Origin of the sequence: Klebsiella sp. BDA134-6 (assembly GCF_015601345.1) — a bacterium.
Lineage (GTDB): Bacteria > Pseudomonadota > Gammaproteobacteria > Enterobacterales > Enterobacteriaceae > Klebsiella > Klebsiella grimontii.
Genome location: NZ_CP064784.1, coordinates 5,171,883 through 5,196,504, shown reverse-complemented (window position 1 = coordinate 5,196,504; position 24,622 = coordinate 5,171,883). Strand labels below are relative to the sequence as shown.

General features: G+C 58.5%; 20 protein-coding genes. 9 read left to right on the top strand and 11 right to left on the bottom strand.

The features are described 5' to 3' along the window. The first annotated feature begins 29 nt into the window (after positions 1-29). Positions 30-584 (top strand): YgjV family protein, encoded by a 555-nt coding sequence (locus tag IYV58_RS23995; protein ID WP_004125488.1) that lies wholly within the window; start codon positions 30-32, stop codon positions 582-584. An 18-nt stretch (positions 585-602) separates the two neighbouring features. Here IYV58_RS23995 and sstT read toward each other — a convergent pair whose 3' ends face one another. From sstT to IYV58_RS23965, 6 genes are all read right to left on the bottom strand, one after another. Next, positions 603-1,850, bottom strand: a complete 1,248-nt coding sequence (gene sstT / locus IYV58_RS23990) for a serine/threonine transporter SstT (RefSeq protein ID WP_004125486.1) — start codon at positions 1,848-1,850, stop codon at positions 603-605. A gap of 254 nt (positions 1,851-2,104) precedes the next feature. Next, positions 2,105-3,073 carry a TerC family protein gene (locus IYV58_RS23985; protein WP_004125484.1) on the bottom strand — a complete coding sequence of 323 codons (969 nt, stop codon included), beginning with the start codon at positions 3,071-3,073 and terminating at the stop codon, positions 2,105-2,107. Between the two features lie 250 nt (positions 3,074-3,323). Further along, positions 3,324-4,313, bottom strand: a complete 990-nt coding sequence (locus IYV58_RS23980; protein ID WP_049112061.1) for a Gfo/Idh/MocA family protein — start codon at positions 4,311-4,313, stop codon at positions 3,324-3,326. A gap of 69 nt (positions 4,314-4,382) precedes the next feature. Next, complete coding sequence (locus IYV58_RS23975) at positions 4,383-4,886, bottom strand: M48 metallopeptidase family protein (protein WP_009651851.1); 504 nt, start codon at positions 4,884-4,886, stop codon at positions 4,383-4,385. A gap of 78 nt (positions 4,887-4,964) precedes the next feature. Then, a complete protein-coding gene (locus IYV58_RS23970; protein ID WP_142445271.1) occupies positions 4,965-6,608 on the bottom strand; it encodes a glycoside hydrolase family 43 protein in 1,644 nt (547 codons plus the stop codon). 128 nt (positions 6,609-6,736) lie between these two features. Further along, positions 6,737-7,603, bottom strand: coding sequence for an AraC family transcriptional regulator (locus IYV58_RS23965; RefSeq protein ID WP_087828347.1), 867 nt, complete (start codon positions 7,601-7,603; stop codon positions 6,737-6,739). Between the two features lie 107 nt (positions 7,604-7,710). Between IYV58_RS23965 and IYV58_RS23960 the strand changes: the two genes are divergently transcribed. Both IYV58_RS23960 and rlmG read left to right on the top strand, forming a co-directional pair. Then, a complete protein-coding gene (locus tag IYV58_RS23960; protein WP_087828348.1) occupies positions 7,711-9,054 on the top strand; it encodes a glycoside-pentoside-hexuronide (GPH):cation symporter in 1,344 nt (447 codons plus the stop codon). A 104-nt stretch (positions 9,055-9,158) separates the two neighbouring features. Continuing rightward, entirely contained in the window at positions 9,159-10,289 is a 1,131-nt protein-coding gene (rlmG, locus tag IYV58_RS23955) for a 23S rRNA (guanine(1835)-N(2))-methyltransferase RlmG (RefSeq protein ID WP_154902660.1), read from the top strand. 65 nt (positions 10,290-10,354) lie between these two features. Here the strand turns inward: rlmG and IYV58_RS23950 are convergent, their stop codons facing one another. From IYV58_RS23950 to lsrR, 3 genes are all read right to left on the bottom strand, one after another. Further along, positions 10,355-12,376: an NADPH-dependent 2,4-dienoyl-CoA reductase gene (locus tag IYV58_RS23950; RefSeq protein WP_142445267.1), complete on the bottom strand. Its 2,022-nt coding sequence runs from the start codon at positions 12,374-12,376 to the stop codon at positions 10,355-10,357. A 157-nt stretch (positions 12,377-12,533) separates the two neighbouring features. Next, on the bottom strand, positions 12,534-14,120 hold the full coding sequence (lsrK, locus tag IYV58_RS23945; protein ID WP_049123015.1) for an autoinducer-2 kinase: 1,587 nt from the start codon (positions 14,118-14,120) through the stop codon (positions 12,534-12,536). A gap of 37 nt (positions 14,121-14,157) precedes the next feature. Beyond that, complete coding sequence (gene lsrR, locus IYV58_RS23940; protein WP_004125457.1) at positions 14,158-15,129, bottom strand: transcriptional regulator LsrR; 972 nt, start codon at positions 15,127-15,129, stop codon at positions 14,158-14,160. Positions 15,130-15,348: 219 nt separating this feature from the next. Here lsrR and lsrA point away from each other — a divergent pair, with 219 nt between their 5' ends. Genes lsrA through lsrG form a run of 6 tightly spaced genes read left to right on the top strand, consistent with a single transcriptional unit; the run spans position 15,349 to position 21,056 of the window. After that, entirely contained in the window at positions 15,349-16,836 is a 1,488-nt protein-coding gene (lsrA, locus tag IYV58_RS23935) for an autoinducer 2 ABC transporter ATP-binding protein LsrA (RefSeq protein WP_142446975.1), read from the top strand. Then, the gene (gene lsrC, locus IYV58_RS23930; RefSeq protein WP_004125452.1) at positions 16,833-17,867 is read left to right on the top strand and encodes an autoinducer 2 ABC transporter permease LsrC; all 1,035 of its coding nucleotides are present in this window, start codon (positions 16,833-16,835) and stop codon (positions 17,865-17,867) included. The genes lsrA and lsrC overlap by 4 nt, the downstream gene beginning before the upstream one ends. After that, entirely contained in the window at positions 17,868-18,860 is a 993-nt protein-coding gene (gene lsrD, locus IYV58_RS23925) for an autoinducer 2 ABC transporter permease LsrD (RefSeq protein WP_087828351.1), read from the top strand. It abuts the gene before it with no gap. A gap of 2 nt (positions 18,861-18,862) precedes the next feature. Further along, complete coding sequence (gene lsrB / locus IYV58_RS23920; protein ID WP_087828352.1) at positions 18,863-19,864, top strand: autoinducer 2 ABC transporter substrate-binding protein LsrB; 1,002 nt, start codon at positions 18,863-18,865, stop codon at positions 19,862-19,864. 11 nt (positions 19,865-19,875) lie between these two features. Next, positions 19,876-20,763 carry a 3-hydroxy-5-phosphonooxypentane-2,4-dione thiolase gene (gene lsrF / locus IYV58_RS23915; protein ID WP_004125444.1) on the top strand — a complete coding sequence of 296 codons (888 nt, stop codon included), beginning with the start codon at positions 19,876-19,878 and terminating at the stop codon, positions 20,761-20,763. Continuing rightward, on the top strand, positions 20,760-21,056 hold the full coding sequence (lsrG, locus tag IYV58_RS23910) for a (4S)-4-hydroxy-5-phosphonooxypentane-2,3-dione isomerase (protein ID WP_049113930.1): 297 nt from the start codon (positions 20,760-20,762) through the stop codon (positions 21,054-21,056). Before lsrF ends, lsrG begins: the two co-directional genes overlap by 4 nt. A gap of 102 nt (positions 21,057-21,158) precedes the next feature. On the opposite strand, the gene ygjK is transcribed toward lsrG, so the two are convergent. Then, complete coding sequence (ygjK, locus tag IYV58_RS23905) at positions 21,159-23,510, bottom strand: alpha-glucosidase (RefSeq protein WP_142445266.1); 2,352 nt, start codon at positions 23,508-23,510, stop codon at positions 21,159-21,161. A 17-nt stretch (positions 23,511-23,527) separates the two neighbouring features. Next, positions 23,528-24,586 carry a protein YgjJ gene (ygjJ, locus tag IYV58_RS23900; RefSeq protein ID WP_004125437.1) on the bottom strand — a complete coding sequence of 353 codons (1,059 nt, stop codon included), beginning with the start codon at positions 24,584-24,586 and terminating at the stop codon, positions 23,528-23,530. Positions 24,587-24,622: the final 36 nt, after the last annotated feature.

The window sequence follows — 24,622 nt, the reverse complement described above, 5'->3', positions numbered from 1 at the left end:
TGCGCCGTTTTGTTTTATAAGGACTTTTCATGACCGCGTATTGGCTTGCCCAGGGCGTCGGCGTTATCGCCTTTCTGATCGGGATTACGACCTTTTTCAACCGCGATGAGCGCCGCTTTAAGCTGCAGCTGGCCGTCTACAGCGCCACCATTGGCGTACATTTCTTTTTGATGGGCGCGTATCCGGCGGGCATGAGTGCTGAGCTCAATACCGTCCGAACCCTTATCTCTATGCGTACCCGTAAGCTGTGGGTAATGACCGTGTTTATTGTCCTCACCCTGGTATTGGGGCTGGCAAAGCTGCAGCATGCTATGGAGCTGCTGCCAATTATTGGCACGCTGGCCAGCACCTGGGCGCTCTTTCGCTGCTCGGGGTTAACCGTCCGCTGCGTCATGTGGTGTTCGACCGCCTGCTGGGTTATCCACAACGCCTGGCTGGGTTCGATCGGCGGCACCCTGATTGAAGGCAGCTTCCTGCTAATGAATGGTATGAACATCATCCGTTTCCGGCGGATGCAAAAGCGCGGTATCGATCCGTTTAAAGCGGAAAAGGCGGTGCAGGAAGAGAACCCCTCCGCGCGTTAGCGGAGGGGAGGGGAGAGATTAACTGCGCAGGGCGTTTTTCGCCAGCTGATCGTCTTCAGCGATACAGGCGGCGGCGGTGAACAGCGCATCGGTCGAGGAGTTCAGCGCGGTTTCGCAGGAGTCCTGCAGAACGCCGATGATGAAGCCCACGGCGACCACCTGCATGGCGATATCGTTCGGGATACCAAACATATTACAGGCCAGTGGGATCAGCAGGAGCGACCCGCCCGCCACGCCGGAAGCGCCGCAGGCGCACAGCGAGGCGACCACGCTCAGCAGCAGCGCGGTCGGCAGATCGACCGGAACATTAAGCGTATGTACGGCGGCCAGGGTCAGAACCGTGATGGTAATCGCCGCGCCGGCCATGTTAATGGTCGCGCCCAGCGGAATAGAGACCGAATAGGTATCGCGATCCAGATTCAGCTTTTCGCACAGGGCCATATTCACCGGAATGTTGGCGGCGGAGCTGCGGGTAAAGAAGGCGTATACGCCGCTTTCGCGCAGGCAGGTCATCACCAGCGGATACGGGTTGCGGCGGATTTTCCAGAACACCAGAAGCGGGTTAATCACCAGCGCCACCAGCAGCATACAGCCAACCAGTACCAGCAGCAGCTGGGCGTAGCCCCACAGGGTTTCAAAACCGGTCGTCGCCAGCGTGGAGGCGACCAGGCCGAAGATACCCAGCGGCGCAAAGCGAATCACCACTTTAACAATAAAGGTTACCGCGTGGGACATGTCGTTAATCAGATTTTTGGTGGTTTCATTGCCGTGGCGCAGCGCGAACCCTAAACCGACGGCCCATACCAGAATCCCGATATAGTTGGCGTTCAGCAGCGCGTTAATGGGGTTAGAAACCATGCTCATCAGCAGCCCGCGCAGGACTTCGACGATACCCGACGGAGGGGTGATGCTCTCTGCCGCCGCGCTCAGGTGCAGCGTTGACGGAAAAAGGAAGCTAAACAGCACCGCGGTTAACGCGGCAGCAAAAGTCCCCAGTAGATAGAGGAACAGAATCGGGCGGATGCTGGTCTTTTGCCCCTGCTGATGGTTGGCGATGGAGGCCATGACCAGCATCAGCACCAGCACCGGCGCTACCGCTTTCAGCGCGCCGACGAACAGCGTACCCAGCAGTCCAACCGCCACGGCGGCCGGTTTTGAGACCGTCGCCAGCAGTACGCCGAGTACCAGACCAATTAAAATTTGTTTGACCAGACTGCCCTGAGCCAGTCGCCGTAGCAGGGTCGATCGGGGTGATGGGGTTGCCATAATTCATTCCTTCCAGTGATGTCGCTTTTCGTCCCGGCTACGTGTTATTTGTAACGTTTATGTCCGGATGTAAATAGATGTTTGCCTGGTTGAGTATACGGAAAGAACGCTGTTGTGGAAGGGTAAAATGCTGTTTATCGCGTTGGGATCTTATTTTTTAACTATGTATTAACTATTTTGTGACATGAGTAAGAATAATGCGCGGTGAACGTTGCCGACCGGGTGAAACGGGTCTTCACCCGGCCGTTTATTTCTTACTGCAGCTGTTTTTTCCGATCGTTCTGCTTATTGACCCAAGCGTTGATAAGCAGCGTCAATGTCAGAATACCACCGACCACGCCCAGCGAAATGCCGATGGGAATATGGTAAAAATCGACGATCAGCATTTTGATCCCGATAAACACCAGAATTACCGACAGGCCATACTTCAGCATGGAGAAGCGCTCCGCAACCCCAGCCAGCAGGAAATACATGGCGCGCAGGCCGAGAATCGCGAACAGGTTTGAGGTCAGCACGATAAACGGATCGGTGGTCACGGCGAAGATGGCGGGAATACTGTCGACGGCAAAGATAACGTCGCTCAGCTCAACCAGGATCAGCACCAGCAGCAGCGGCGTCGCGTAGAGCACGCCGTTTTGGCGGGTAAAGAAGCGCTCACCCTCGATTTTATCCGTCATGCGCAGATGATTACGGATCCAGCGCACCAGCGGTTTATCGCCGATGCCGGAATCATCCTCTTTCGCCAGCGCCATCTTCACGCCGGTAAACAGCAGGAATGCGCCGAAGACGTAGAGCAGCCACTCAAATTGAGAAATCAGCCAGCTGCCGGCGAAGATCATGATTGTACGCAGTACGATCGCGCCCAGTACGCCATAGACCAGTACTCTGCGCTGTAGCGCAGGCGGAACGGCAAAGTAGCTGAACAGCATCAGCCAGACGAAGACGTTATCCACCGCCAGCGCTTTCTCGATCAGGTAGCCTGTGAGGAACGCCAGCGCTTGCGGGTCGGCCACGGCGCGACCTTCGGTCTGCACCAGATACCACCAGAAAGCGGCGTTAAACAGCAGCGAGAGGGTAACCCAGAGAATGGACCAGCCAGCGGCCTGCTTCATGGTCATGCTATGCGCACCACGCCGTCCCTGCAGCAGCAGATCGATAGCCAGCATGATGACCACGACCACTGCGAATCCGCCCCATAACAACGGTGTGCCGACAGTATTCATTACGATATTCCTTACATAAAAACAAAACGGCTGACGTCGGAAGACGGCAGCCGTTGCGCTTTTATGCATAGACCTCGCCTTCCGGCAAGGTCTCACTTACAACAAGAATCTGTTGCCCGGCGACCGGATGCGGTTTTTCACGCATCGTAATGACGATCGGCCGGCAAGGAAGTTACTCCCCTTTGCGCGTAACAAAGTATTACAGGTTATAAATGGCGTCAATGGAGGTCGACGGACCATTTACACAGCTTTACGCCACCGACTGACTATCCGCCGGGAAGACCACGCCGGTCTGGCGACGAATTTCGCTCAGCAGCTTCGCCGTGATGCGGCTTACTTCCAGACCCGGATGAGCCACCTCGTTGGCTTCAACCAGACGAGCGAACTCCTCCGCTTCATACAGCATAGTATTGATATGCTGCGGCTGGGTGAGTTCCTGAGACTTGCCGCCCCGCGGCACGAAGCAGACTTTCTGACATTCGGAGATTTTTTCGATCACCAGCGCGCCGGCTTCGCCCTGAATTTCGCTCGGGATGGCCGAATCGCTTACCTTCGAGTGGTGTAGGGTGACATCGAAATCTCCGTAGCTCAGAACAACCGTGCCCTGGCCGTCAACGCCGCTCTCCAGCAGGCTGGCGGTTGCGTGCACCGCGCGAGGCTCGCCCCACAGCGCCACCGCGGAGGCCAGGCAGTAAAAGCCGATGTCCATGATCGAGCCGTTAGAGAAGGCCGGATTGAAAGTATTGGGATTTTCGCCATCGAGATAGCGCTGATAGCGGGAAGAGTACTGGCAGTAATTAATAAAGGCTTTGCGCAGCTTGCCGATCTTGTCGAACGACTGTTTAAGCAGCAGGAAGTTTGGCAGGCTGGCGGTTTTGAACGCTTCGAAGAGGACCACGTTATTTTCCCGCGCCGTTTTAATCGCGGCTTCGACTTCCTGCAGGTTCGAGGCCAACGGTTTTTCGCAAATCACGTGCTTTTTATGTCGTAGAAACAGGCGGGTTTGCGGGAAGTGCAGCGAGTTTGGGCTGGCGATATAGACCGCGTCAACGTCAGGGCTTTGCGCTAAATCTTCCAGCGAAGTGAACAGATGTTCGACGGGATAGTCACTGGCGAAGGCCTGGGCTTGCTCAAGGCTGCGGGAGTAGATGGCGGTGAGTTTATATTTGCCGGTTTCATGGGCGGCATCGACAAACTGCTTGGTTATCCAGTTTGTGCCAACAACTGCGAAACGTATCATAAACGTTGACGAACTCCGTAAAAGGGACCTTTCGTCACTGTAGCACGCCATCATGACAAAACCAGTGCGCTATGGCGCAGAACGCTCTAACGAAAGCTGGGTCAGCCACAGGCGAGTATCAAACTCCAGCTGATGGTACTGCGGCTCCATATGGCAGCACAGCTGATAGAACGCTTTGTTGTGCTCTTTTTCCTTCAGGTGCGCCAGCTCGTGCACCACGATCATCCGCAAAAAATCCTCCGGTGCGTCGCGAAAGACGGTGGCGACGCGAATTTCGGCTTTGGCCTTCAGCTTGCCGCCCTGAACGCGGGAGATCGCGGTATGCAGGCCGAGCGCGTTGTTGAGGACGTGGATCTTGTTGTCGTACATCACCTTGTTAATGGGCGCCGCGCCGCGCAGATAGCGCGACTTTAGATCCTGGGTATACTGGTACAGCGCTTTATCGTTGTTGATATCGTGACCCTGCGGATAGCGCTTTTTCAGCACCTCGCCGAGACGGTTCTGTTCGATTAACGTGGTGACCTGCGCCAGCAGGGATTCAGGGTAGCCCTGGAGATAGGTTAAAGTGCTCATGCAGCCTGTTTGGGTCATTCAGCGACAACTGCCGGGGATTCTAGCACCCCGCGCGGGCAGGATGCCAGAAAGGCGGCGTTACTCGATCATCGCGTCTTCTACCGCCCGGTAGCTAAAGAAGTCAAACAGCGCCTCTTTACGATGCAGCATGCTATCCACGCAGGCCATACCGACAAACGCGCCGGTAAACTCGCCGTAGCCGCTGTATTCATCGGAAAAGCGCGAGGTGTCGTAGACCGCGCCGATATTTTGATATTTCTCGCCATTGACGGACCACGAGCACTGTATCTCCCGGCCGTTAATCGCCATCGCCAGATAGACTTCTCCCTCCGCAAGGCGGATTTTCTGCGGGTCGTCGTGACGCTCGCCGTTATCCATATAAATGATGGCCAGCTGCGCTGCACCGGCGGCCTCATCCCAGGTTTTATGCAAAAACAGATAGTTCATGTTGTCGTAGTAGAGCGTCAGGCCGGCGCTGTGCTGATAAATCTCCGGGCTGAAATCCATCTTCGTAACGATAGTGGCGTATACCGAGGTGAGCTTTTTCGCCAGCAGGCTGACTTTATTGAGCGAGCTCAGCGACTCCTGACCGCGTAAGGCCAGGTAACCCGCCTTACGCTCAAGACTGGTAAAGCGCTGAAAGCGGATCCGCGGCGCATAGAAGGCGTTATCCAGCGTCTGCCCATCAAAATCATCCCTGTCTGGTTTAGCCGGAAACGGCTGAGAAGGCAGATTCGACTCTTCCACCTGGTACTGAGCGAGGTTCCCCCCGGCCGCCAGCCGCAGCCAGCCATCGTCGCTCCATACCATCTTTTGTATCGCCGTCTCGCGGCCTAGCGGGCAGCGCAGCTCCTTGCGGAAGGGTCTGCTGCAAAGATGGGTTAACCAGACTTCGCCCGTTGGGGTCTCGACGTAGCTGCCGTGCCCGGCTTTTTGCAGATAGGTTTGCGGATTGAAGTAGTGTGGTTTGAGATGGCCTGCGTCGTGGCGAGCGTTAAAGTTCTCCGGCCAGGAGGTGATTATGGGGTTTTGCGGATCGCCCTCATAGGGGCCGGCGACCTGCGTTGCGCGCGCCATGGTGACCGCATGGCCGTAGCCGGTACCGCCTTCGGCGACCATCAGGTAGTAATAGTCGCCGCGGCGCGTCAAATGCGGTGCTTCAATACAGCCGCGATCGGTACCACCGCGCCAGATCCGCTGCGGATAGCCGACAACGCTTCGCGTTTGCGGCGAATACTCCACCAGGCAAATGGCGCCCGGTTTTTCGTAACCTTCGCGGGTTTCCCACTCCAGGGAAACGATCCATTTTTTACCGTCGCTGTCGTGTAGGATAGAAGCATCGAATCCGGCAGAGTGGAGATAAACCGGCTCACTCCACGGGCCGGTGATTTCACTGGCAGTAATAAGATAGTTATCTACATCGAAATAACGTGAATTCATGGAATTCATCACACCATAAATAACGTAGAACAGCTTTTCCTCTTCACACCAGGTCAGGCTCGGGGCCCAAATGCCTTTGGCGGAGGGCAGCTTTTTTAAATCCGGATTATTATCATCGGTAAGAACGTGGGTGAGTAATTGCCAATGTTTGAGATCTCTCGAATGGTAAATCGGCAGGCCGGGAAACCATTCAAAGGAAGATACAGCCACATAATAATCATCGCCGCGCCGACAGATACTGGGGTCAGGATTAAAACCTTTAAAAACAGGATTCTGAATCATCGTATTTACCCTTAATGCGCAAAATATAGCGATGATTGTAAATAGGCGAAGGCGACGGGGATATATAGACTCTGGCTATTTATATAATAAACGTCTACTTATCTGGTGATGCGGTTCACAAAAACGCGTTATTTCTCCGCCCGACGCCCTACGGCATCGGTGCTTCTGACTTTGTGACGGAAGGCCAGCGGGGTGTCGTTCATCATCTCCTTAAACTTGAGGCAGAAGTAGGCGCTGTCGGTGAAGCCGGCGCTTTGCGAGATATCGCTAATCTTCAGGTCGGTGTTGGTCAGTAGATTGATAGCGATATTCAGTTTGCGCAGCAGCATAAATTTTTTGAAGCTGATGCCGAAGGCGGATTTAAAGGTGCGGGAAAACCAGGATTTCGACCACCGGCAGCGGCGGGCGGCTTCTTCGGTTGTCATCTCAAAATTTTCATTCTCATCAATAGATTGCAGCAGTTCGATCAGCTCGCTCAGATAGCGGTGGTTGGTGCGTTCAGTAATGGGGACGGAATCTTTCAGGCTATTAAAGGCGTGCAGCAGCACGGTCTGCATCAGGGAGCGAAACAGCGAATCGGTAAAGTCGCTGAACTCGCCGCACCAGCTCAGCAGCAGCTCCAGGCGCTCGGCTTCCTCGCCGGAAAGGTAAGCGACCGCGCCGCAGTGGGCGGCGGGGAGCGACAGGTCGTATCCCTCGAGCCACTCTTTTTCGAATTGCATAAGATAACGCTTGTGGCTGGCAGCGGCCGGGAGCGTCATTTCATGGATCAATAAGGCGGGGACGAAAATCAGGGTATTGTTTTTTATCGTAAATTTCTCATCGCCAATCGAATAGCTGCCCTCCGACTCTCTGAACCACATCAGTTCGTCCATCATATGAAAATGAGGGACTACGCTTATGCCGTTGAAATTATTAATGTTATCTACCCGCAGGGTAAATAGCTCGCCGGCGCCCACGGGGATCTTTTCGAAAACGGGAGATTCGTCACTCATCGGGTACACTCTTCTTATATTTAACAGGATGATTTATACATAATTGGTAAGCCCTAAGCAATAACGTACAGAGGACAAATATTAACGATCTTTCTGGCGGAGGCGCGATGAACACTGCCCGTATCAGTATTAAAGAAAAATTTAGCTATGGGTTAGGAGATACCGGTTGTAATTTAGTCTGGCAGACGGTCATGCTGTTTATGGCCTGGTTTTATACCGACGTATTTGGTTTAAATCCGGCACATATGGGAACCATGTTTCTCGCGGTAAGGGTATTAGACGCGGTGACCGATGTATTAATGGGGGCGGTGGCGGATCGTACCCGGACTAAATATGGGCAATTCCGCCCTTATATTTTATGGTTCGCGATTCCTTTTGGCGTACTTTGCTGCTTAACATTTTATACGCCGGATTTCGGTTATACTGGCAAGCTGATTTACGCCTATGTTTCTTATACCTTATTATCACTGGTCTATACGGCGATTAACGTTCCGTATTGCGCGATGATCAATAATATCTCTAACGATTCCCGCGAGCGCGTTTCGCTTCAGTCCTGGCGCTTTGCGCTCAGTACGCTCGGTGGTCTGATTGTCTCGCTGACCGCGCTGCCGCTGGTGGCCTGGCTGGGTCAGGGTAACGTGCAAAACGGCTATTTTTACACCATGATTGTGATGGGGTGCCTGAGCATCATCCTGTTCTTTATCTGCTTCGGCTTGACGAAAGAGCGCTACACCACGGATATCGCGGTCAACAACCAAAGCAGCATTCTTGACGATCTGAAAACTCTGCTCGCCAATAAGGACTGGCGCATTCTCTTCGCGCTCAACGTTGTTAACCTGATTGCGGTGCTGTTTAAAGGCGGGACCACGCTCTATTACGTCAACAACATTATGGGGCGGGCGGATCTGGGCAGCCTGCTGCTGACCACCACCCTGGCCTCCGGCGTGCTGGGTGCAATGCTCTCCCCGTTTATCTTTAAAAATATTGATAAAGTGAAAGGGTTTAAAATCTCGATGGCCATCGAGGCGTTGCTGCTGATAGGCATGTACTTCGTCCCGGCGGGGAACGTGGCCGCTATCTTTGCGCTGGTGATTATCATCAATATTATTCAGCTGGCCGCCACGCCGCTGCAGTGGAGCATGCTGTCCGATATCATCGATGCGGAAGAGAAACGTAGCGGCAAAAAACTCAGCGGGATCGTTTTTTCAACAAACCTGTTTGCCATCAAGCTGGGGATCGCCATCGGCGGCGCGCTGGTGGGCTATATGCTGGCATGGGGCGACTACGTTGGCGGCGCAGCGCAGCAAACCGACTCCGCGCTGCAGATGATCAAGCTGCTGTTCACCGTCTTCCCCGGGGTACTGGTGGCGCTGCTGATTGTTATCATGAGCAAGTACAGTCTGGACGATAAACGCCTGTCGCGCCTGGCGCAGGACGACCTCCCGGCGTAACGAGCTATCGCCCGGCAGAAGGAGATAATCGGCGCATCTCTATTCTACTGGGCGAAGTTTGCGTATAAACTCGCGGGTTTTAGAGTTCCGGAGGCACAAAGGCGATGAGCCAGGTAGAGTTAAACGGTGAGTTATTCACATTAGAGCGGTTCCCGCCAAATGCTGAAGAGGAAGCGCTTCAGGCGTGGGAAGCGGCGGATGAATATCTGCTGCAACAGGTGAATGATGTCGACGGCCTGACGCTCATTTTCAATGACAGCTTCGGCGCGCTGGGCTGCGCGCTCGCGGAACGCAATCCGGTCAGCATCAACGATTCCTACGTATCTGAGCTGGCGACCCGCTACAACCTGCGGATGAACGGCATTGATGAAGAGAGCGTACGTTTTCAGGATCCCCTGAGCGAACTGCCCGCAGCTCCGAAACTGGTGCTAATTAAAGTACCAAAACAGCTGGCGCTGCTGGAGCAGCAGCTGCGCGCGCTGCGTGCGGTTGTCACGCCGGAAACCCGCATTGTTGCCGCCGCGAAAGCGCGGGATGTGCATAATTCCACCCTGGCGCTGTTTGAGAAGATCCTCGGCACCACCACCACATCGCTGGCATGGAAAAAGGCGCGGCTGATTTTCTGTACCTTTACCGCGCCTGAGGTGGCCGATGCGTCGCAGACCTATAGCTGGCAGCTGGACGGTACGCCGTGGACGATCCACAACCACGCCAACGTGTTCGCCCGCAGCGGCCTGGATATTGGCGCGCGCTTCTTCCTGGAACATCTGCCGGCAAATATCGAAGGCGAGATCGCCGATCTCGGCTGCGGCAACGGCGTGATTGGCCTGAAAGCGCTGGCCTTAAACCCAGACGCCCGGGTGATGTTCACCGATGAGTCCTATATGGCGGTGGCCTCCAGCCGGCTGAACGTTGAAACCAACCTGCCGGATGACATCGAGCGCTGCGAGTTTGTGGTGAATAACGCGTTGTCTGATATTGAGCCGGACCGTTTCGCCGCCATCCTCTGTAACCCGCCGTTCCATCAGCAGCATGCGATCACCGATCATATTGCCTGGCAGATGTTTAACGATGCCCGCCGCAGCCTGAAGTACGGTGGCGAGCTGTACGTTGTCGGCAACCGCCACCTTGATTATTTCCGCAAGCTGAAGCGCGCGTTCGGTAACTGCACGACGATCGCCACCAATAATAAATTTGTGGTGTTGAAAGCGACAAAGGTGCGCAAGCAGCGCTAAGCCTTATCGGCTTCCCCGGCTTGCGGCTGACGCCTTAGCCGGGCAACTGGTCGGGTCTTCTTTCCCTAAATTGATAGCGCCAGCCTGGTGCCCTGAGCGATTGCCCGCCGGGCGTCCAGCTCCAGCGCCACGTCGCAGCCGCCAATCAAATGCGCCGGTTTACCCGCCGCCCGAAGCGGATCGGCCAGCTCGCGGCGGGGATCCTGACCGGCGCAGATAATCACATGATCGACGTTAAGCACCTGAGATTCGCCGCCGATCGTCACATGTAAGCCGGCATCATCGATCCGTTGATAGCTGACGCCGGGGATCATTTTGACGCCGCGGGCCAGCAGGGTAGCACGATGGATCCAGCCGGTGGTTTTCCCCAGCCCGTCGCCGGGCTTGCTGGTTTTGCGCTGCAGCATCACGATCTGGCGCGGGCTTTTAGCCAGCTGCATCCCTTCCGGGCGTAATCCGCCCGCGCTCTGCAGGCTGGTATCGATCCCCCATTCTGCACAGAACTCGCCGATATTCTGGCTGGTGGCGATGCCGGACTGGCTAAGGTACATGGCGGTATCGAAGCCGATCCCGCCGCAGCCGATAATCGCCACCTTCTCGCCGACCGGCGCTTTATCGCGCAGGACATTGAGATAGCTCAGCACCTTGGGATGATCGATCCCCACGATATCCGGCATCCGCGGGGCGATCCCGGTAGCGAGGATAACCTCATCAAATGCCAGCAGATCGTCCGCTGTCACCAGAGTTTCAAGCCGCAGCGCGACGCCGGTAAGATCCAGCATTCGACGGTAATAGCGCAGGGTTTCATAGAACTCCTCTTTGCCGGGGATCTGTTTGGCGATGTTAAACTGGCCGCCAATCTCGCGGTGACCATCAAACAGGGTAACCTGATGTCCGCGCGAGGCGGCGTTAACGGCAAAGGCCAGCCCGGCGGGGCCGGCGCCGACCACCGCCAGCCGCTTCGGCGTCGCCACGGGCACTATAGGCATCAGGGTTTCATGGCAGGCGCGCGGGTTGACCAGACACGAGGTGACTTTGCCGGCGAAGATCCGATCGAGGCAGGCCTGGTTGCAGCCAATACAGGTATTGATCTCCTCCGCTCGTCCGCTCTGCGCTTTAGAGAGAAATTCGCTATCGGCGAGAAAAGGGCGAGCCATCGAGACCATGTCAGCGTCTCCGCGGGTCAGGATCGCTTCCGCCACGTCGGGATCGTTAATCCGGTTGGTGGTGACCAGCGGGATCGACACCGCGCCCTTCAGCTTGCGGGTGACCCAGCTAAACGCGCCGCGCGGTACCGGGGTGGCGATGGTGGGAATGCGTGCCTCGTGCCAGCCAATACCGGTATTGATAATCGTGGCCCCCGCGGCCTCAATCGCTTTCGCCAGCGCGGTGACCTCCGCCAGGGTGCTGCCGCCGCTGACCAGGTCGAGCATCGACAGGCGGTAGACAATAATAAAATCGCTGCCCGCGCGCTCCCGCACGGCTCTGACCACCTCGACGGCAAAACGCATACGTCGGGCGTAGTCGCCACCCCACTGGTCGTCGCGCAGGTTGGTGCGCGCCGCAAGGAATTCGTTAATCAGGTAGCCTTCCGAACCCATCACTTCGACGCCGTCGTACCCGGCTTCCCGCGCCAGCTGGGCGCAGCGGGCAAAATCATCGATCAGCTGCAGGATCTCTTCGTGGCTCAGCGCGTGAGGCATAAAGGGGTTGATCGGCGCCTGCAGCGCGGAAGGGGCCACCAGCTTCGGCTGGTAGCTGTAGCGCCCGGTATGCAGGATCTGCAGGGCGATTTTGCCGCCCTCCTCGTGTACCGCATCGGTGATATGGCGATGATGAGAGAGATGGCTGGCGTTGTTAAGCACCGCGCCGCCCGTCATGGTGACGCCGGAAGGGGCGGGGGCAATTCCGCCAGTGACGATCAGCGCCACCCCGTGGCGGGCGCGCTCGGCGTAAAAAGCCGCCAGCCGCTGCGCGCCGTCCGGCAGCTCCTCCAGGCCAGTATGCATCGAGCCCATCAACACGCGGTTTTTGAGCGTTGTGAACCCCAGGTCAAGCGGGGCGAAAAGCGACGGGTAGCGGCTCATAATCTCTTCCAGTGTAAAATTATTGTTATGTGGTCGGATGAGTTACTAATTTAGCCGTCGCGGGCGAAAAGGGAAAAGGGGAGTGCGGCGATTGTGATGGGATTCAAAGAACGGTGAAGAGTTCCTCCTCCCTCGGTGGGGAGGAGAAGAAGAGGGGCTATGGCGTTACGCGTTGGCGATGCGCCAGACCCGGCGCCTGCCACATTGAGGTTGTCAACCCGCTATCCACCAGACCGAGCTGCTCGGCGTACACCGACTGCCATTTGGCCATCATCTCCTGATACAGCTCGCGGTGCGCCGGATTGGGCGTAAATTCCCGATGCCAGTTCACCAGCTTCTCGCCGGTCGCCGCCATATCGCTGTATAGCCCGGCGCCAGCACCGGCGGCGATCGCACAGCCCAGCGCCGTCGCCTCGCGGACCTCCGGCACCCGTACCGGCAGGCCGGTAACATCGCTGAGGATCTGGCTCCACAGCGCGCCTTTTGAGCCTCCGCCCGCAAAGACCAGGCCGTCAAACTTCACGCCGGAAAACTGCGAAATTTGCGCCAGGTTACAGGCGGAAACAATCGCCGCGTTCTCTTCCAGCGCGCGGAAAAGGGTGGCTTTATTGCATTTTTCCGGGTCGATGGAGAGGTTAATAAACGACGGCGCGGCGTGGTACCACTGCTTAAAGTGCATGGCGTCAGAGAAGATCGGCATCACCCCGTGAGAACCCGCCGGCACGCGGCTGGCCATCTCTTCCAGCAGGCTGTAGGCGTCGACGCCGAGGCGTTCGGCAATCAGCTTCTCTTCCGCGCAGAAGGCATCGCGGAACCAGCGCATGGTCAGGCCGGTGAAGAAGCTGATGGACTCCGCCTGCGCCATACCGGGAATGACGTGCGGGTTAACGCGAATATTCATCTCCGGATCGGTGCGCACTTCCGGCAGGTTCACCACCTGCTGCCAGAAGGTGCCGCCGAGCACCGCGGTCTGCCCGGCGCGCACCACGCCTAGCCCGAGGCAGCCGAGCTGGACGTCACCGCCACCCATCACCACCGGCGTGCCGGCGCGCAGCCCGCTTTGCGCCGCCGCCGCGTCGGTTACTGCCCCCAGCACGCTGCCGGTCTCTTTTACCGGCGAAAGAATGTCGGCCCGCAGTCCGGCCATATCCAGCAGCGCCGGCCGCCAGTCGCGGCTGAACAGATCGAGCATGCCGGTGGTCCCGGCGTTAGAGGGGTCGACCGCCAGCTCGCCGGAAAGTTTCGCCGCCAGCCAGTCGCTGATCATGGTGATGGTCGCCGCGCTGCGGTAAATATCCGGGCGATGATGGGCCAGCCACAGCAGGCGCGGCATGGCGCTTAGCGCCAGGGTCTGCCCCGACACGCCGTACACTTCCGATTCAAAATGGTTGTCGTGGATCTCTTTGAGCTCCGCCACCTCCCGGCTGGCGCGGGCGTCAACGTTGGCGCAGGCCCAGATGGCCTCGCCGTTGCGGTCGTAAAGCACGATGCCTTCACGCATCGAGCAGCAGGCGACGGACTGAATATCCCCCGCAGAGAGATGGGCGGCGGCCAGCGCCTGGCGGATACACTGGCAGGCCAGCTGCCAGTTGGTGCCAAGGTCGAACTCCATCGAGCCGGGGACATTGTCCACGCTCAGGTGCTTCCATTCGGCCTGGCCGACCGCAATCTGGCGGCCGTTGAGATCGAAAATTACCGCCCTAATGCTGCCGGTCCCGGCATCTAACGCTAACAGGTAACTCATGACATGCGCCTCGCTCGTGTTGCGCGGCGCAGAGCCGTTATGAGGCCAGCGTGAGCACCGCGCGTGCTGTTGTCTCTTCCGTTACCAGGCCATTAATCCGCTTGCCGATAAGGGCCGCGTAAATCGCCTGCGCTTTTTCTGTGCCCCCGGCGACGCCAACGATGGTCGGCAGCTGCGCCAGCTCATCAAGGGTGACCCCGAGCAGTTCCCGATGGATCTCCAGCCCTTCAACCGGTTTACCGTCGGCCTGCAGGAAATAACCTAAAATGTCGCCCACCGCGCCTTTGCGGGCGTACATCAGCTGCTCGCCCTCGCTGATATAGCCGGAGCGCAGGATGGTGGCGTCGCGGCGCTGATCGATGGCGCCGATGCCCACCACCGCCGCATCCGCCGCCGTGGCGGCGAGGATCACGTCGCGAACGCTCGATTCCCGGCGCAGGATCTCCGCCACATCGGCCGATGATACCCTCAGCGGCGCGGGGATCATGCTGACGCTACAGGCGGCGTCAAGCTGGCCAATACCGGTCATATACGGGCCCACGCCGCCGGAAAGCGTCACCAGCCGAATCTGCTGGGAGCCGATAAACCCGCTCAGGTGCTGCAGGCAGCTCATGGTCGCTTCGCCAAAGCCCACCGCCAGCAGCTGTCCCGGCTCCAGCACGCCCATTAACGATTGCGCCGCGCCAATCCCCAGGCGGGTGTTCATCGGGGGCGTATTCAGCGCCGGCAGCACGCGGGCGATTTTCAGGCCGAAGCGCTGCTGAAGTTCGGTTTCCAGCGCCAGGCAGCCTTCATAGCGCGAATTAATCTGGACGCGGATCACCCCCGACTGGCGGCCCTTCTCCAGCAGGCGGGAGATCTTTAACCGCGGTAGTCCTAAACGCTCGCCGATGTCGTTCTGCGTCAGGCCGTCGTGGTAGTAACACCACGCCACCCGCGCCACCAGCTCCTCCTCGGCTAACGCCAGCCCGGCGTAGCGGCTCTCTTCCGTAATGCGTTTTTCGCTCATAAAGTGAACTCTTATAAAAATTTAGATCATATGTTCGTTATTGCGCGGTCGGAAAATGTGAGCCGACTGGCAAAACCGATCTTTCATTGTTCGCTGGTTTTATTCAAACGATCTAAAGCATAAAACTGTGATCGTTGCACGGTTGTAAATATAGTTCACCGTCTACGCTTTTGAACATTATTAATTTAAAAAATCTTTTGTTCAAAACGAGGCGCGATGATGAAGCCACTGCTTAAAGCTCGCCAAATCTGCAAACAGTTCTCCGGCGTCACCGTGCTGAAGCAGATTGATTTCACGCTGCTTTCCGGCCAGGTACACGCGTTGATGGGCGGCAACGGCGCCGGGAAATCGACGCTGATGAAGATTATCGCCGGCGTGGAAACGCCCGACAGCGGTGAGCTTATCCTCGGCGAACGCGCGTTTGCGCGCCTCACTCCCGCCCAGGCCCATCAGCAGGGTGTGTATCTGGTGCCGCAGGAACCGATGTTATTCCCCAATCTGACGGTGCGGGAAAATATTCTTTTTCGTCTGCCGAAGCGGGCCGATAACGAGACCCGCCTGCGGGAAAAGCTTCAGCAGCTCAACTGCCAGCTCAACCTTGAGGCGGCGGCCAGCACTCTGGAAGTCGCCGATCAACAAATGGTGGAGATCCTGCGCGGGTTGATGCGCGACGCGCAGATCTTGATCCTCGATGAGCCCACGGCTTCATTAACCCCGGGGGAAACCGAACGTCTGTTCCGTCAGATCCGCTCTTTACAGGCGCTCGGCGTCGGGATCGTGTTTATCTCGCACAAACTGCCGGAGATCCGCCAGGTCGCCAGCCACGTCTCGGTAATGCGCGATGGCGCGGTGGTGCTGAGCGGAGAGACCGCGCAGTACGGCGACAATCAGCTGATCGGCGCGATGACGCCGGTCAGCCGCGATCGCGCGCTGAGCGACACGCAAAAGCTGTGGCTGGCGTTGCCGGGTAATCGCCGCACCCAGGCGCAGGATTTCCCGGTGCTGCGGGTGGAGGAGCTCACCGGGGAGGGATTTATCGATCTCAGCCTGGAGATCCGTGCCGGAGAGATCGTCGGCCTCGCCGGGCTGGTCGGCTCCGGGCGAACCGAATTCGCCGAAACGCTCTACGGTCTCAGGCCGGCGCGCGCCGGGCGGGTGTGGCTGGAGAACCGCGATATCAGCCGCGACAGTACACGCGCCAGGCTGGCCGGCGGACTGGTCTATTTGCCGGAGGATCGGCAGGTTTCCGGGCTGTTTCTCGATGCGCCGGTGCGCTGGAACACGGTGATGTTTAACCAGCCATCGCTGTGGCAGCAGAACAGGCGCGAAGCGGCGGTGGTTGAGCGCTATCACCGGGCGTTGGGGATCAAAATGGCCGATGGCGATCGCCCGGTGCGTACGCTCTCCGGCGGCAATCAGCAGAAAGTGCTGCTGGCGCGCTGCCTGGAAGCTAACCCGCTGCTGCTGATCGTTGATGAGCCAACGCGCGGCGTCGACGTTTCCGCCCGCGCTGATATCTATCAGCTGCTGAAAAGCGTCGCCGCGCAAAACGTGGCGGTGCTGATGATCTCCAGCGATCTCGACGAGTTCGTCGGCCTGGCCGACCGGGTACTGGTGATGCATCAGGGCAGGCAGAGCGGCGAGCTGGCGCAGCAAGCGGTCAGCGTTGACCGGATGATGACCCTGGCCTTCGGAGGGCAGGCATGAAAACGTTACTGAAAAATCGCGAACTGAGCGCCTTTCTCGCCATCGTGGTGCTGTTTGCCGGGCTGGTGGCGCTCAACCCGGCCTATTTCAGCTTACAGACCCTGGGCATGATCTTCGCCAGTTCGCAGATCCTCTGCCTGCTGGCGCTGGGGGCAACCCTGGTGATGCTGACCCGCAATATTGACGTTTCGGTGGGGTCCACCGTCGGCCTGAGCGCTATCGCGGTGGGGGTGGCGCTGAATAGCGGCTATGGCCTGATGACCGCTATCGCCTTCGCGCTGGCGATCGGCGCGCTGGCCGGCGCCTTTAACGGTCTTCTGGTGGTGGGGCTGCGGATACCGGCGATTGTCGCCACCCTCGGCACTCTCGGGCTTTATCGCGGAGTGATGCTGCTGTGGACCGGCGGCAAGTGGATTGAAGGCTTGCCGAACAGCCTGAAGGCGCTGTCGGAACCGGCGTTCATCGGCATTTCGCCGCTGGGCTGGCTGGTGCTGGCGCTGCTGCTGGCGGGCGGCTGGATACTGTCGCGCACCGCCTTTGGCCGCGATTTTTACGCCGTTGGCGATAACCTCGCCGCGGCCCGCCAGCTCGGGGTGGCGGTGAACCGCACGCGGATGCTGGCATTCACCCTTAACGGTATGCTGGCGGCCTGTGCCGGGATTGTGTTCGCCGCGCAGATTGGCTTTGTGCCCAATCAGACCGGCAGCGGCCTGGAGATGAAGGCCATCGCCGCCTGCGTGCTCGGCGGGATCTCGCTGCTTGGCGGTACCGGCACGCTGCTCGGCGCTTTTCTCGGCGCCTTCTTCCTCACCCAAATCGATACCGTGCTGGTGCTGTTCCGTCTCCCGGCGTGGTGGAACGACTTCATCGCCGGCCTGGTCCTGCTCGGCGTACTGGTGCTCGACGGGCGTCTGCGTCAGGCGCTGGCCCGCCATCAGCGGGCGCTGAAGTACAGCCGCTTTCAGCCCGGCAACAAAGGGGGCAAGCGCGTGGCCCCGTTTCCCCAACGCAAAAACAAAGAGGTGGCGTAAATGAAGCTCAACTGGGAAAGCGCGCTGCTGGCGTTACTTGTGCTGGAGATCCTGCTGTTTGGCGCCCTGAATCCGCGCATGCTGGATCTCAATATGCTGCTGTTCAGCACCAGCGATTTTATCTGCATTGGCATCGTGGCGCTGCCGCTGACGCTGGTGATCATCAGCGGCGGGATTGATATTTCGCTCGGTTCCACTATCGGCCTGTGCGCCATCGCGCTGGGGGTGATGATGCAGGCGGGCTGGCCAATGAGCCTCGCGATCCCCCTGACGCTGCTGCTCGGCCTGTTGTGCGGGCTGCTGAACGCGGCGCTGATTCACTACACCGGCATTAGCCCGCTGGTGATTACCCTTGGCACCTTGTACCTCTACGGCGGCGGCGCGCTGCTGCTGTCGGGCATGGCCGGGGCGACCGGCTACGAAGGCATCGGCGGATTCCCGGATAGCTTTACCGCCTTCGCCAATTTGACCCTGTTCGGCCTGCCTATACCGCTGGTGCTGTTCGCTATTATCACCTTTTTCTTCTGGCTGCTGGCCCACCGCGGGCGCTTTGGGCGGCACCTTTTTCTGCTTGGCCAGAACCCGCGCGCCGCGCGCTACGCCGCGCTTTCCGTTAACGGGATGCCCTACGCGCTGTATGGCCTGGTGGGCGTGGCGTCGGCAGTGGCGGCGCTGGTGATGGTCTCCTATTTCGGCTCGGCGCGCTCGGACTTAGGCCGCGACCTGCTGATGCCCGCGCTGACCGCCGCGGTACTCGGCGGGGCCAATATCTACGGTGGTTCCGGCTCGATCATCGGCACGGCGCTGGCCGCGCTGCTGGTGGGCTATTTACAACAAGGTTTGCAAATGGTCGGCATCCCCAACCAGGTGTCGAGCGCGCTGTCAGGGGCGCTGTTGGTTGTGGTGGTGATGGGGCGTTCGCTGAGTCTGCACCGTGAATGGGTGCGGATGAGCTGGCGGCGTCTTTTCTCGCGTAAAACAATCGGAGCATAAAAATGAAAACAAAACTGATCGTGCTGGCAATGGCGCTGGGTATGGCATCGGCCCAGGCGGCTGACCGCATCGCCTTTATTCCTAAGCTGGTCGGCGTCGGTTTCTTTACCAGCGGCGGCAACGGCGCGAAAGAGGCGGGCAAAGCGCTCGGCGTGGACGTCACCTACGACGGCCCGACCGAACCGAGCGTTTCCGGCCAGGTACAGCTGATCAACAACTTCGTCAACCAGGGCTACAACGCGATTATCGTCTCCGCCGTATCGCCGGACGGCCTGTGCCCGGCGCTGAAGCGGGCGATGCAGCGCGGGGTCAAGGTCCTGACCTGGGACTCCGATACCAAACCGGAGTGCCGCAGCATCTATATCAATCAGGGGACGCCGCAGCAGCTCGGCGGTCTGCTGGTGGCGATGGCGGAAAAGCAGGTGACGAAGCCTACCGCCAAAGTGGCGTTTTTCTACTCCAGCCCGACGGTGACCGACCAGAACCAGTGGGTAAAAGAGGCGAAGGCCAAAATCGAAAAAGCGCATCCGCAGTGGGAAGTGGTGACCACCCAGTTTGGCTATAACGACGCCACTAAATCGCTGCAAACCGCCGAGGGGATCTTAAAAGCGTACCCGGATCTCGACGCCATTATCGCTCCGGATGCCAACGCGCTACCGGCGGCCGCCCAGGCGGCAGAGAACCTCAAGCGCCAGGGCGTGGCGATTGTCGGCTTTAGTACCCCGAACGTGATGCGCCCCTACGTGGAGCGCGGCACGGTAAAAGCCTTCGGTCTGTGGGACGTGGTGCAGCAGGGTAAGATCGCGGTTAACGTCGCCGATCGTCTGCTGAAAAAGGGCGATCTGAACGTCGGCGACAGCGTCGATGTGAAAGATCTTGGCGCCCTGAAAGTCGAGCCCAACAGCGTGCAGGGCTACCAGTATGAAGCGAAAGGCAACGGCATCGTGCTGCTGCCGGAGCGGGTGGTGTTCACCAAAGAGAATATCAATAACTACGATTTCTGATGGAGGATGAGATGGCTGATTTAGACGATATCAAAGAGGGAAAAAACTTCGGCTTAGACCGTCCGCAGCAGAACACGCTCTACACGCTGAAGGGCTGCGGTTCGCTGGAGTGGGGGATGCAATCGCGGCTGGCGCGTATCTTCAACCCGCAGAGCAACCGTACGGTGATGCTGGCGTTCGACCACGGCTATTTTCAGGGGCCGACTACCGGGCTGGAGCGGATCGATCTCTCTATCGCGCCGCTGTTTGAGGAGACCGACGTGCTGATGTGTACCCGCGGCGTGCTGCGTAGCCAGGTGCCGGCGGCGACCAACAAACCGGTGGTGCTGCGCGCTTCCGGCGGCAACTCGATCCTCAGCGAACTTTCCAACGAGTGCGTGGCGGTGGCGATGGAGGACGCGCTGCGCCTGAACGTCTGCGCGGTGGCGGCGCAGGTCTATATCGGCAGCGAACATGAGCATCAGTCGATCAACAACATCATCAAGCTGGTGGACGCCGGCAACCGCTACGGTATGCCGGTGCTGGCGGTAACCGGGGTGGGCAAAGAGATGACCCGCGACGCCCGCTACTTTTCGCTGGCCAGCCGCATTGCCGCTGAAATGGGGGCGCAGTTCGTGAAAACCTACTTTGTTGAGGAAGGCTTTGAGAAAGTCACCGCCAGCTGCCCGGTGCCGATCGTCATCGCCGGGGGCAAAAAGCTGCCGGAGCAGGAGGCGCTGGAGATGTGCTGGCGGGCGATCGACCAGGGGGCTTCCGGCGTGGATATGGGGCGGAATATCTTCCAGTCCAGCGCGCCGCGCGCGATGCTCAAGGCGGTGAAAAAAGTGGTGCATGAGAACTTAAGCGCCCGTGAGGCGTATCAGTTCTGGCAGGAGGAAAAACAGGGAGAGCTGCAATGAACGTAACGCTGGTGGAAATCAATATCAAACCGGAACGGGTCGACGAGTTTCTTGAGGTGTTCCGCGCCAACCACGAAGGGGCGCTGCAGGAGCCGGGCAATCTTCGCTTTGATGTCCTGCAGGACCCGGAGGTGAAGACGCGCTTTTTTATCTATGAAGCCTATAAAGATGATGAAGCGGTGCTGGCGCACAAGAAAACCCCGCACTATCTGGCCTGCGTGGCGAAGCTGGAGGAGCTAATGTCGCAGCCGCGGCAGAAGCGCAGCTTTATCGGCCTGCTGCCGGAGGCGTAAGACGAGTCCTCACCCACGGGAAGAGGGGAAAAAGAGGAGCCATCTGTTAAATAGGGGGTTGGACAGTTCCCTCTCCCTGTGGGAGAGGGTGAGGGCAATATCCTATGGCTTACGGAAAAAGTCGTTATACAGCATGTACAGATGCGCCGCGCTCCAGGAGAAGTTCGGCGCGCCCTGCTGAGCGCCGGTGAGCGGATTGTAGTTCTCCTGAATCGGGCCATCGGAGGTTAGACCCCGGGCGTGCCTGAAGAAGGCGTCCGCCAGCTGCAGCGCCTCTTCGCGGTGGCCGTAGCGCTCCATCCCTTTCAGACCGAACCAGAACTGGTCCACCCACACGCGGCCGCGCCAGTAAATATCCGCGCCAAACGCCGGATTCGTTAATGCGGCGGTACCCAGCGGTACGAAAGTGTTGAACTCTTTGGCGTCCAGCATCACCGAAATGACGTCATCGGCATGCGCCTGAGTGGCCGCGCCGTTGAACAGCGGCGACCAGCCCTCCGGCCCTTTGCCGCGCTCGACGATCGGCCTACCGGCACAGCCGTTTGCCAGCGGCTGCGCTTCAATGCGAATGTCATAATAGAATTTGCTCTGCGGGTCGAACATGCAGGTGTTGATATAGTCGGCGAGCTTTTGCGCCAGCGCCCGGTAGCGTTTTGCCTCCTCCGGCTTGCCGAGAAGGGTCGCCATTTCCGCCAGATAGTGGTTGTCGCTGTACATGTAGCTGGCCTGATCGACCGACTCCTGCAACAGCGAATAGCCGAGCAGGCTGCCGTTCTTACCCCGGTTTTCAGCAAATTTCACCGCCCAGTCGCTACGCTTACCGCCGCCGGCGATGTACTTATCCAGCTGATCTTTATCGATAAAGCCGAAAACAGCCGCGTCATCGCGCCCCGACTCCCAGGAGGCGGCCACCTGCGCCGGGATCTCCAGACTGTCGTAATCGCCTTTCGCCGTCACCTGCTCGTAGGTTTTCAGGCCGGAAAGCGTCCATTCTTTATCGCCCTTTTTCACGGTAAACAGCATCGCGCCGTCGGCGGTGTTGTGCGCTTTATCGCGGGTCGCGCCGTACTCAGGCACGCCGTTGCCGTTGTGGTCGCGGTTGCGCAGCCACCAGCCATGGTAGGCCACCAGCTTCGGATACATCTCCGCCAGCCAGGCTTTATCTTTGGTGACGTTATAGACTTCCATCACCGACCAGGCCGCCAGGCTCGGTTTGGTATTTCGCTCGTTCCAGTTGCTGCCGTCGCCGCCGCGCTCCGGGCTCAGGTTCCAGGCGATCAGATCCGGAATGAACCCGGCATCCTGTGGACGCACTTTATCGTCGGCGGCAATCTGCCAGGAGAAGACGGCGCGGATGTTCTCTTTCGCGATCTCCGGGTTGAAGTGGGCCATAGCGTAGGCCTGCTTCCAGGTATCCCACGGCCAGGTCTGGTTGCCGGAGAACCAGCGCCCGGTTACCGATGGCGTGACGGTGTTGTGCTCAACGGCGCCGCCCGGCGCGCGCCAGTTGCCGTTAAGGGTTTCGATCGCTTTCACCGCCACCCGGGTTTGTTGCTCAGTGGCGTCAGGGTTAGTCAGCCCCTTTTGCAGATAGCCGTTCCAGCGCGCCTCGGAAGCGCGCAGATAGTGCGCCGGTCGCGCCAGAATATCGCGGATTTGCGCTTTCTCGAGACGAACCTGCTCGGCGTTCAGCAGGTGCGAGTAGGTGGTATAAAGCGTGGTCGAGCCGTTGATGTGCGCGCTGCTGGTAAATCGATGGCCGTCGATTTGGGTGACCGTCGGCAGGGAGCGATGGATCTGATACTGCGATTCGCCGGAGGTCATTAAATCCGATGCTGAGCGGACTTTGCCGAAGCTGACGGTCAGACCGTCGTGGGTCGCGCTCAGGCGGCGCTGATAGTCCGGGAAAGCCTGGTCGATGGTTTGCGTTGACTGCGGTTTCCCCTCTTTGGCGGAGAGCTTCTCCAGCAGCTCGCCGTCCCAGACCAGCTTAAGCGGACCGCTGCTGGTGATTTTAGTCTCCAGTAAAGAGGTGTGGGCGCTGGCAAAGCGCAGGGTCATCTCGACCCGTACGCCGGGCGCGGAGAGCGTTTGCGCCAGCGCCCCGGGCAGGCTCCAGGCCTGCAGGGTGAAGGCGACTTTTTTGCCGTTCTGGTACACCGTCAGGCGATCGAAATGGGTCGCCATAAAGTTGATGTACTCCTCGGTGAGCAGGGCGGGCCCCGGAAAGCTGCCCATGGTGGCCGGACCGTCCGGCAGCAGATGCCCATGCCATGCGCCCAAATCAAAAAACGGGTTGAAGCGCTGGTGATCATCGTAATCAAAATCCTGCATCGCCTGCGGCGCGCCGCTGCGGTTGATAACATTTTTAAAGTCATCCGCAGTGAGCGCGTGGGCGGAAAAGCTTAGCAGCAGGGCGCAGGCCAGCGGCGTCAGAGTGGTGATGATTTTCACGGTATTGATATCCCTTTTTACCAGTAGAAATATTGCATCAGGAAAACCTGATCGCTCGGGTCGCCGGAGGCGTTTTTCATGTAGAAGCGGCTGTCCGCAGCGGTGGCAAAACGTCCGCCTCCGTACTCGTACCAGACGCCGAACTGCATAAACGAGGTGGTTTCCTCGGCAGCGCGATCCGGGCGGTGTTTGGCGTAGCTATAGGCGGTGGAGAGATACACGCCCTTGAGCGCTTCATACATGGCGCTGGCCATAAAGCCGGTTTCCGTTCCCGGCACGTCTTTTCCCCTGGCGCGCCCGGTATGGTGCCAGGCGCGGGCGGCGAGGTTGGGAGTGAGAATACCGGTTAAAAACAGCTGTCCGGTACCATCGGTCACCTCCAGACCGTTCATCCAGGTGACCTCTTTGGCGATATCGTACTGGACGTAGCCGTTAACCATCGCTGGGTAGGTATATTTATCGTCGTAGCGGTCGTATTTGCCGAAGTGGAGCCACGCTTTGCTTTCATCGTGGTGCCCGGACGGCGTGGCGGTCACGCTATAGCGAAAATCTCCCGCCAGGTTCTGCACCTTGAGTGCGTACATAATGTCGCGGGTATTGGGGATCACGTAGCCGAGATCGGGCGTGAAATCGCCCCACCACTGCAGATCGTCGAGCGAGGAGTCCTGGCGCAGGCTGAGCATAATTTCGGTGCTGCTCTCGGTTTTATATCCCCCGTAGAGGCGGTTTATTCCGCCTTCAAATCCACCCCAGCCGTGGTCCGGTACCCAGGCATTACCCTGACGATCGGCCTGAACCGTCCAACCTTCGCCATAAATTAAGCCAAACCAGCTGCCGTGCTTTATTTCCAGCCCGCCTTCAATATAAGTGCCATCGCTATATTTATGTTTATCCTCGCCTTCTAAATCCATATATCCGCCGACCCCCAATTCACCGTAAAAACGGTATGAAGTGGCGCTCAATTCAGGCGTTTTCATGTCATCATGTTCCGCCGGGTGAGCAAAATCGGCCGCTACGGCAGGTGTGCAGAAGGCCAGGGCGGCAAGCGCCCCGTAAATCGAATTATTATTTTTCATCGTGTTATTAAGAGGTATTGGGGTTTATTGTTTTAA

Excerpts from the sequence above, each read along its gene's own strand:
- rlmG (WP_154902660.1), top strand. The coding sequence starts at position 9,159 with ATGAGCCAGGTAGAGTTAAACGGTGAGTTATTCACATTAGAGCGGTTC.
- lsrF (WP_004125444.1), top strand. The coding sequence starts at position 19,876 with ATGGCTGATTTAGACGATATCAAAGAGGGAAAAAACTTCGGCTTAGAC.
- IYV58_RS23995 (WP_004125488.1), top strand. The coding sequence starts at position 30 with ATGACCGCGTATTGGCTTGCCCAGGGCGTCGGCGTTATCGCCTTTCTG.
- lsrK (WP_049123015.1), bottom strand. The coding sequence starts at position 14,120 with ATGAGTTACCTGTTAGCGTTAGATGCCGGGACCGGCAGCATTAGGGCG.
- lsrC (WP_004125452.1), top strand. The coding sequence starts at position 16,833 with ATGAAAACGTTACTGAAAAATCGCGAACTGAGCGCCTTTCTCGCCATC.
- IYV58_RS23960 (WP_087828348.1), top strand. The coding sequence starts at position 7,711 with ATGAACACTGCCCGTATCAGTATTAAAGAAAAATTTAGCTATGGGTTA.
- IYV58_RS23970 (WP_142445271.1), bottom strand. The coding sequence starts at position 6,608 with ATGATTCAGAATCCTGTTTTTAAAGGTTTTAATCCTGACCCCAGTATC.
- lsrA (WP_142446975.1), top strand. The coding sequence starts at position 15,349 with ATGAAGCCACTGCTTAAAGCTCGCCAAATCTGCAAACAGTTCTCCGGC.
- IYV58_RS23980 (WP_049112061.1), bottom strand. The coding sequence starts at position 4,313 with ATGATACGTTTCGCAGTTGTTGGCACAAACTGGATAACCAAGCAGTTT.
- IYV58_RS23950 (WP_142445267.1), bottom strand. The coding sequence starts at position 12,376 with ATGAGCCGCTACCCGTCGCTTTTCGCCCCGCTTGACCTGGGGTTCACA.
- ygjJ (WP_004125437.1), bottom strand. The coding sequence starts at position 24,586 with ATGAAAAATAATAATTCGATTTACGGGGCGCTTGCCGCCCTGGCCTTC.
- sstT (WP_004125486.1), bottom strand. The coding sequence starts at position 1,850 with ATGGCAACCCCATCACCCCGATCGACCCTGCTACGGCGACTGGCTCAG.
- IYV58_RS23975 (WP_009651851.1), bottom strand. The coding sequence starts at position 4,886 with ATGAGCACTTTAACCTATCTCCAGGGCTACCCTGAATCCCTGCTGGCG.
- lsrR (WP_004125457.1), bottom strand. The coding sequence starts at position 15,129 with ATGAGCGAAAAACGCATTACGGAAGAGAGCCGCTACGCCGGGCTGGCG.
- lsrD (WP_087828351.1), top strand. The coding sequence starts at position 17,868 with ATGAAGCTCAACTGGGAAAGCGCGCTGCTGGCGTTACTTGTGCTGGAG.
- lsrB (WP_087828352.1), top strand. The coding sequence starts at position 18,863 with ATGAAAACAAAACTGATCGTGCTGGCAATGGCGCTGGGTATGGCATCG.
- IYV58_RS23965 (WP_087828347.1), bottom strand. The coding sequence starts at position 7,603 with ATGAGTGACGAATCTCCCGTTTTCGAAAAGATCCCCGTGGGCGCCGGC.
- IYV58_RS23985 (WP_004125484.1), bottom strand. The coding sequence starts at position 3,073 with ATGAATACTGTCGGCACACCGTTGTTATGGGGCGGATTCGCAGTGGTC.
- lsrG (WP_049113930.1), top strand. The coding sequence starts at position 20,760 with ATGAACGTAACGCTGGTGGAAATCAATATCAAACCGGAACGGGTCGAC.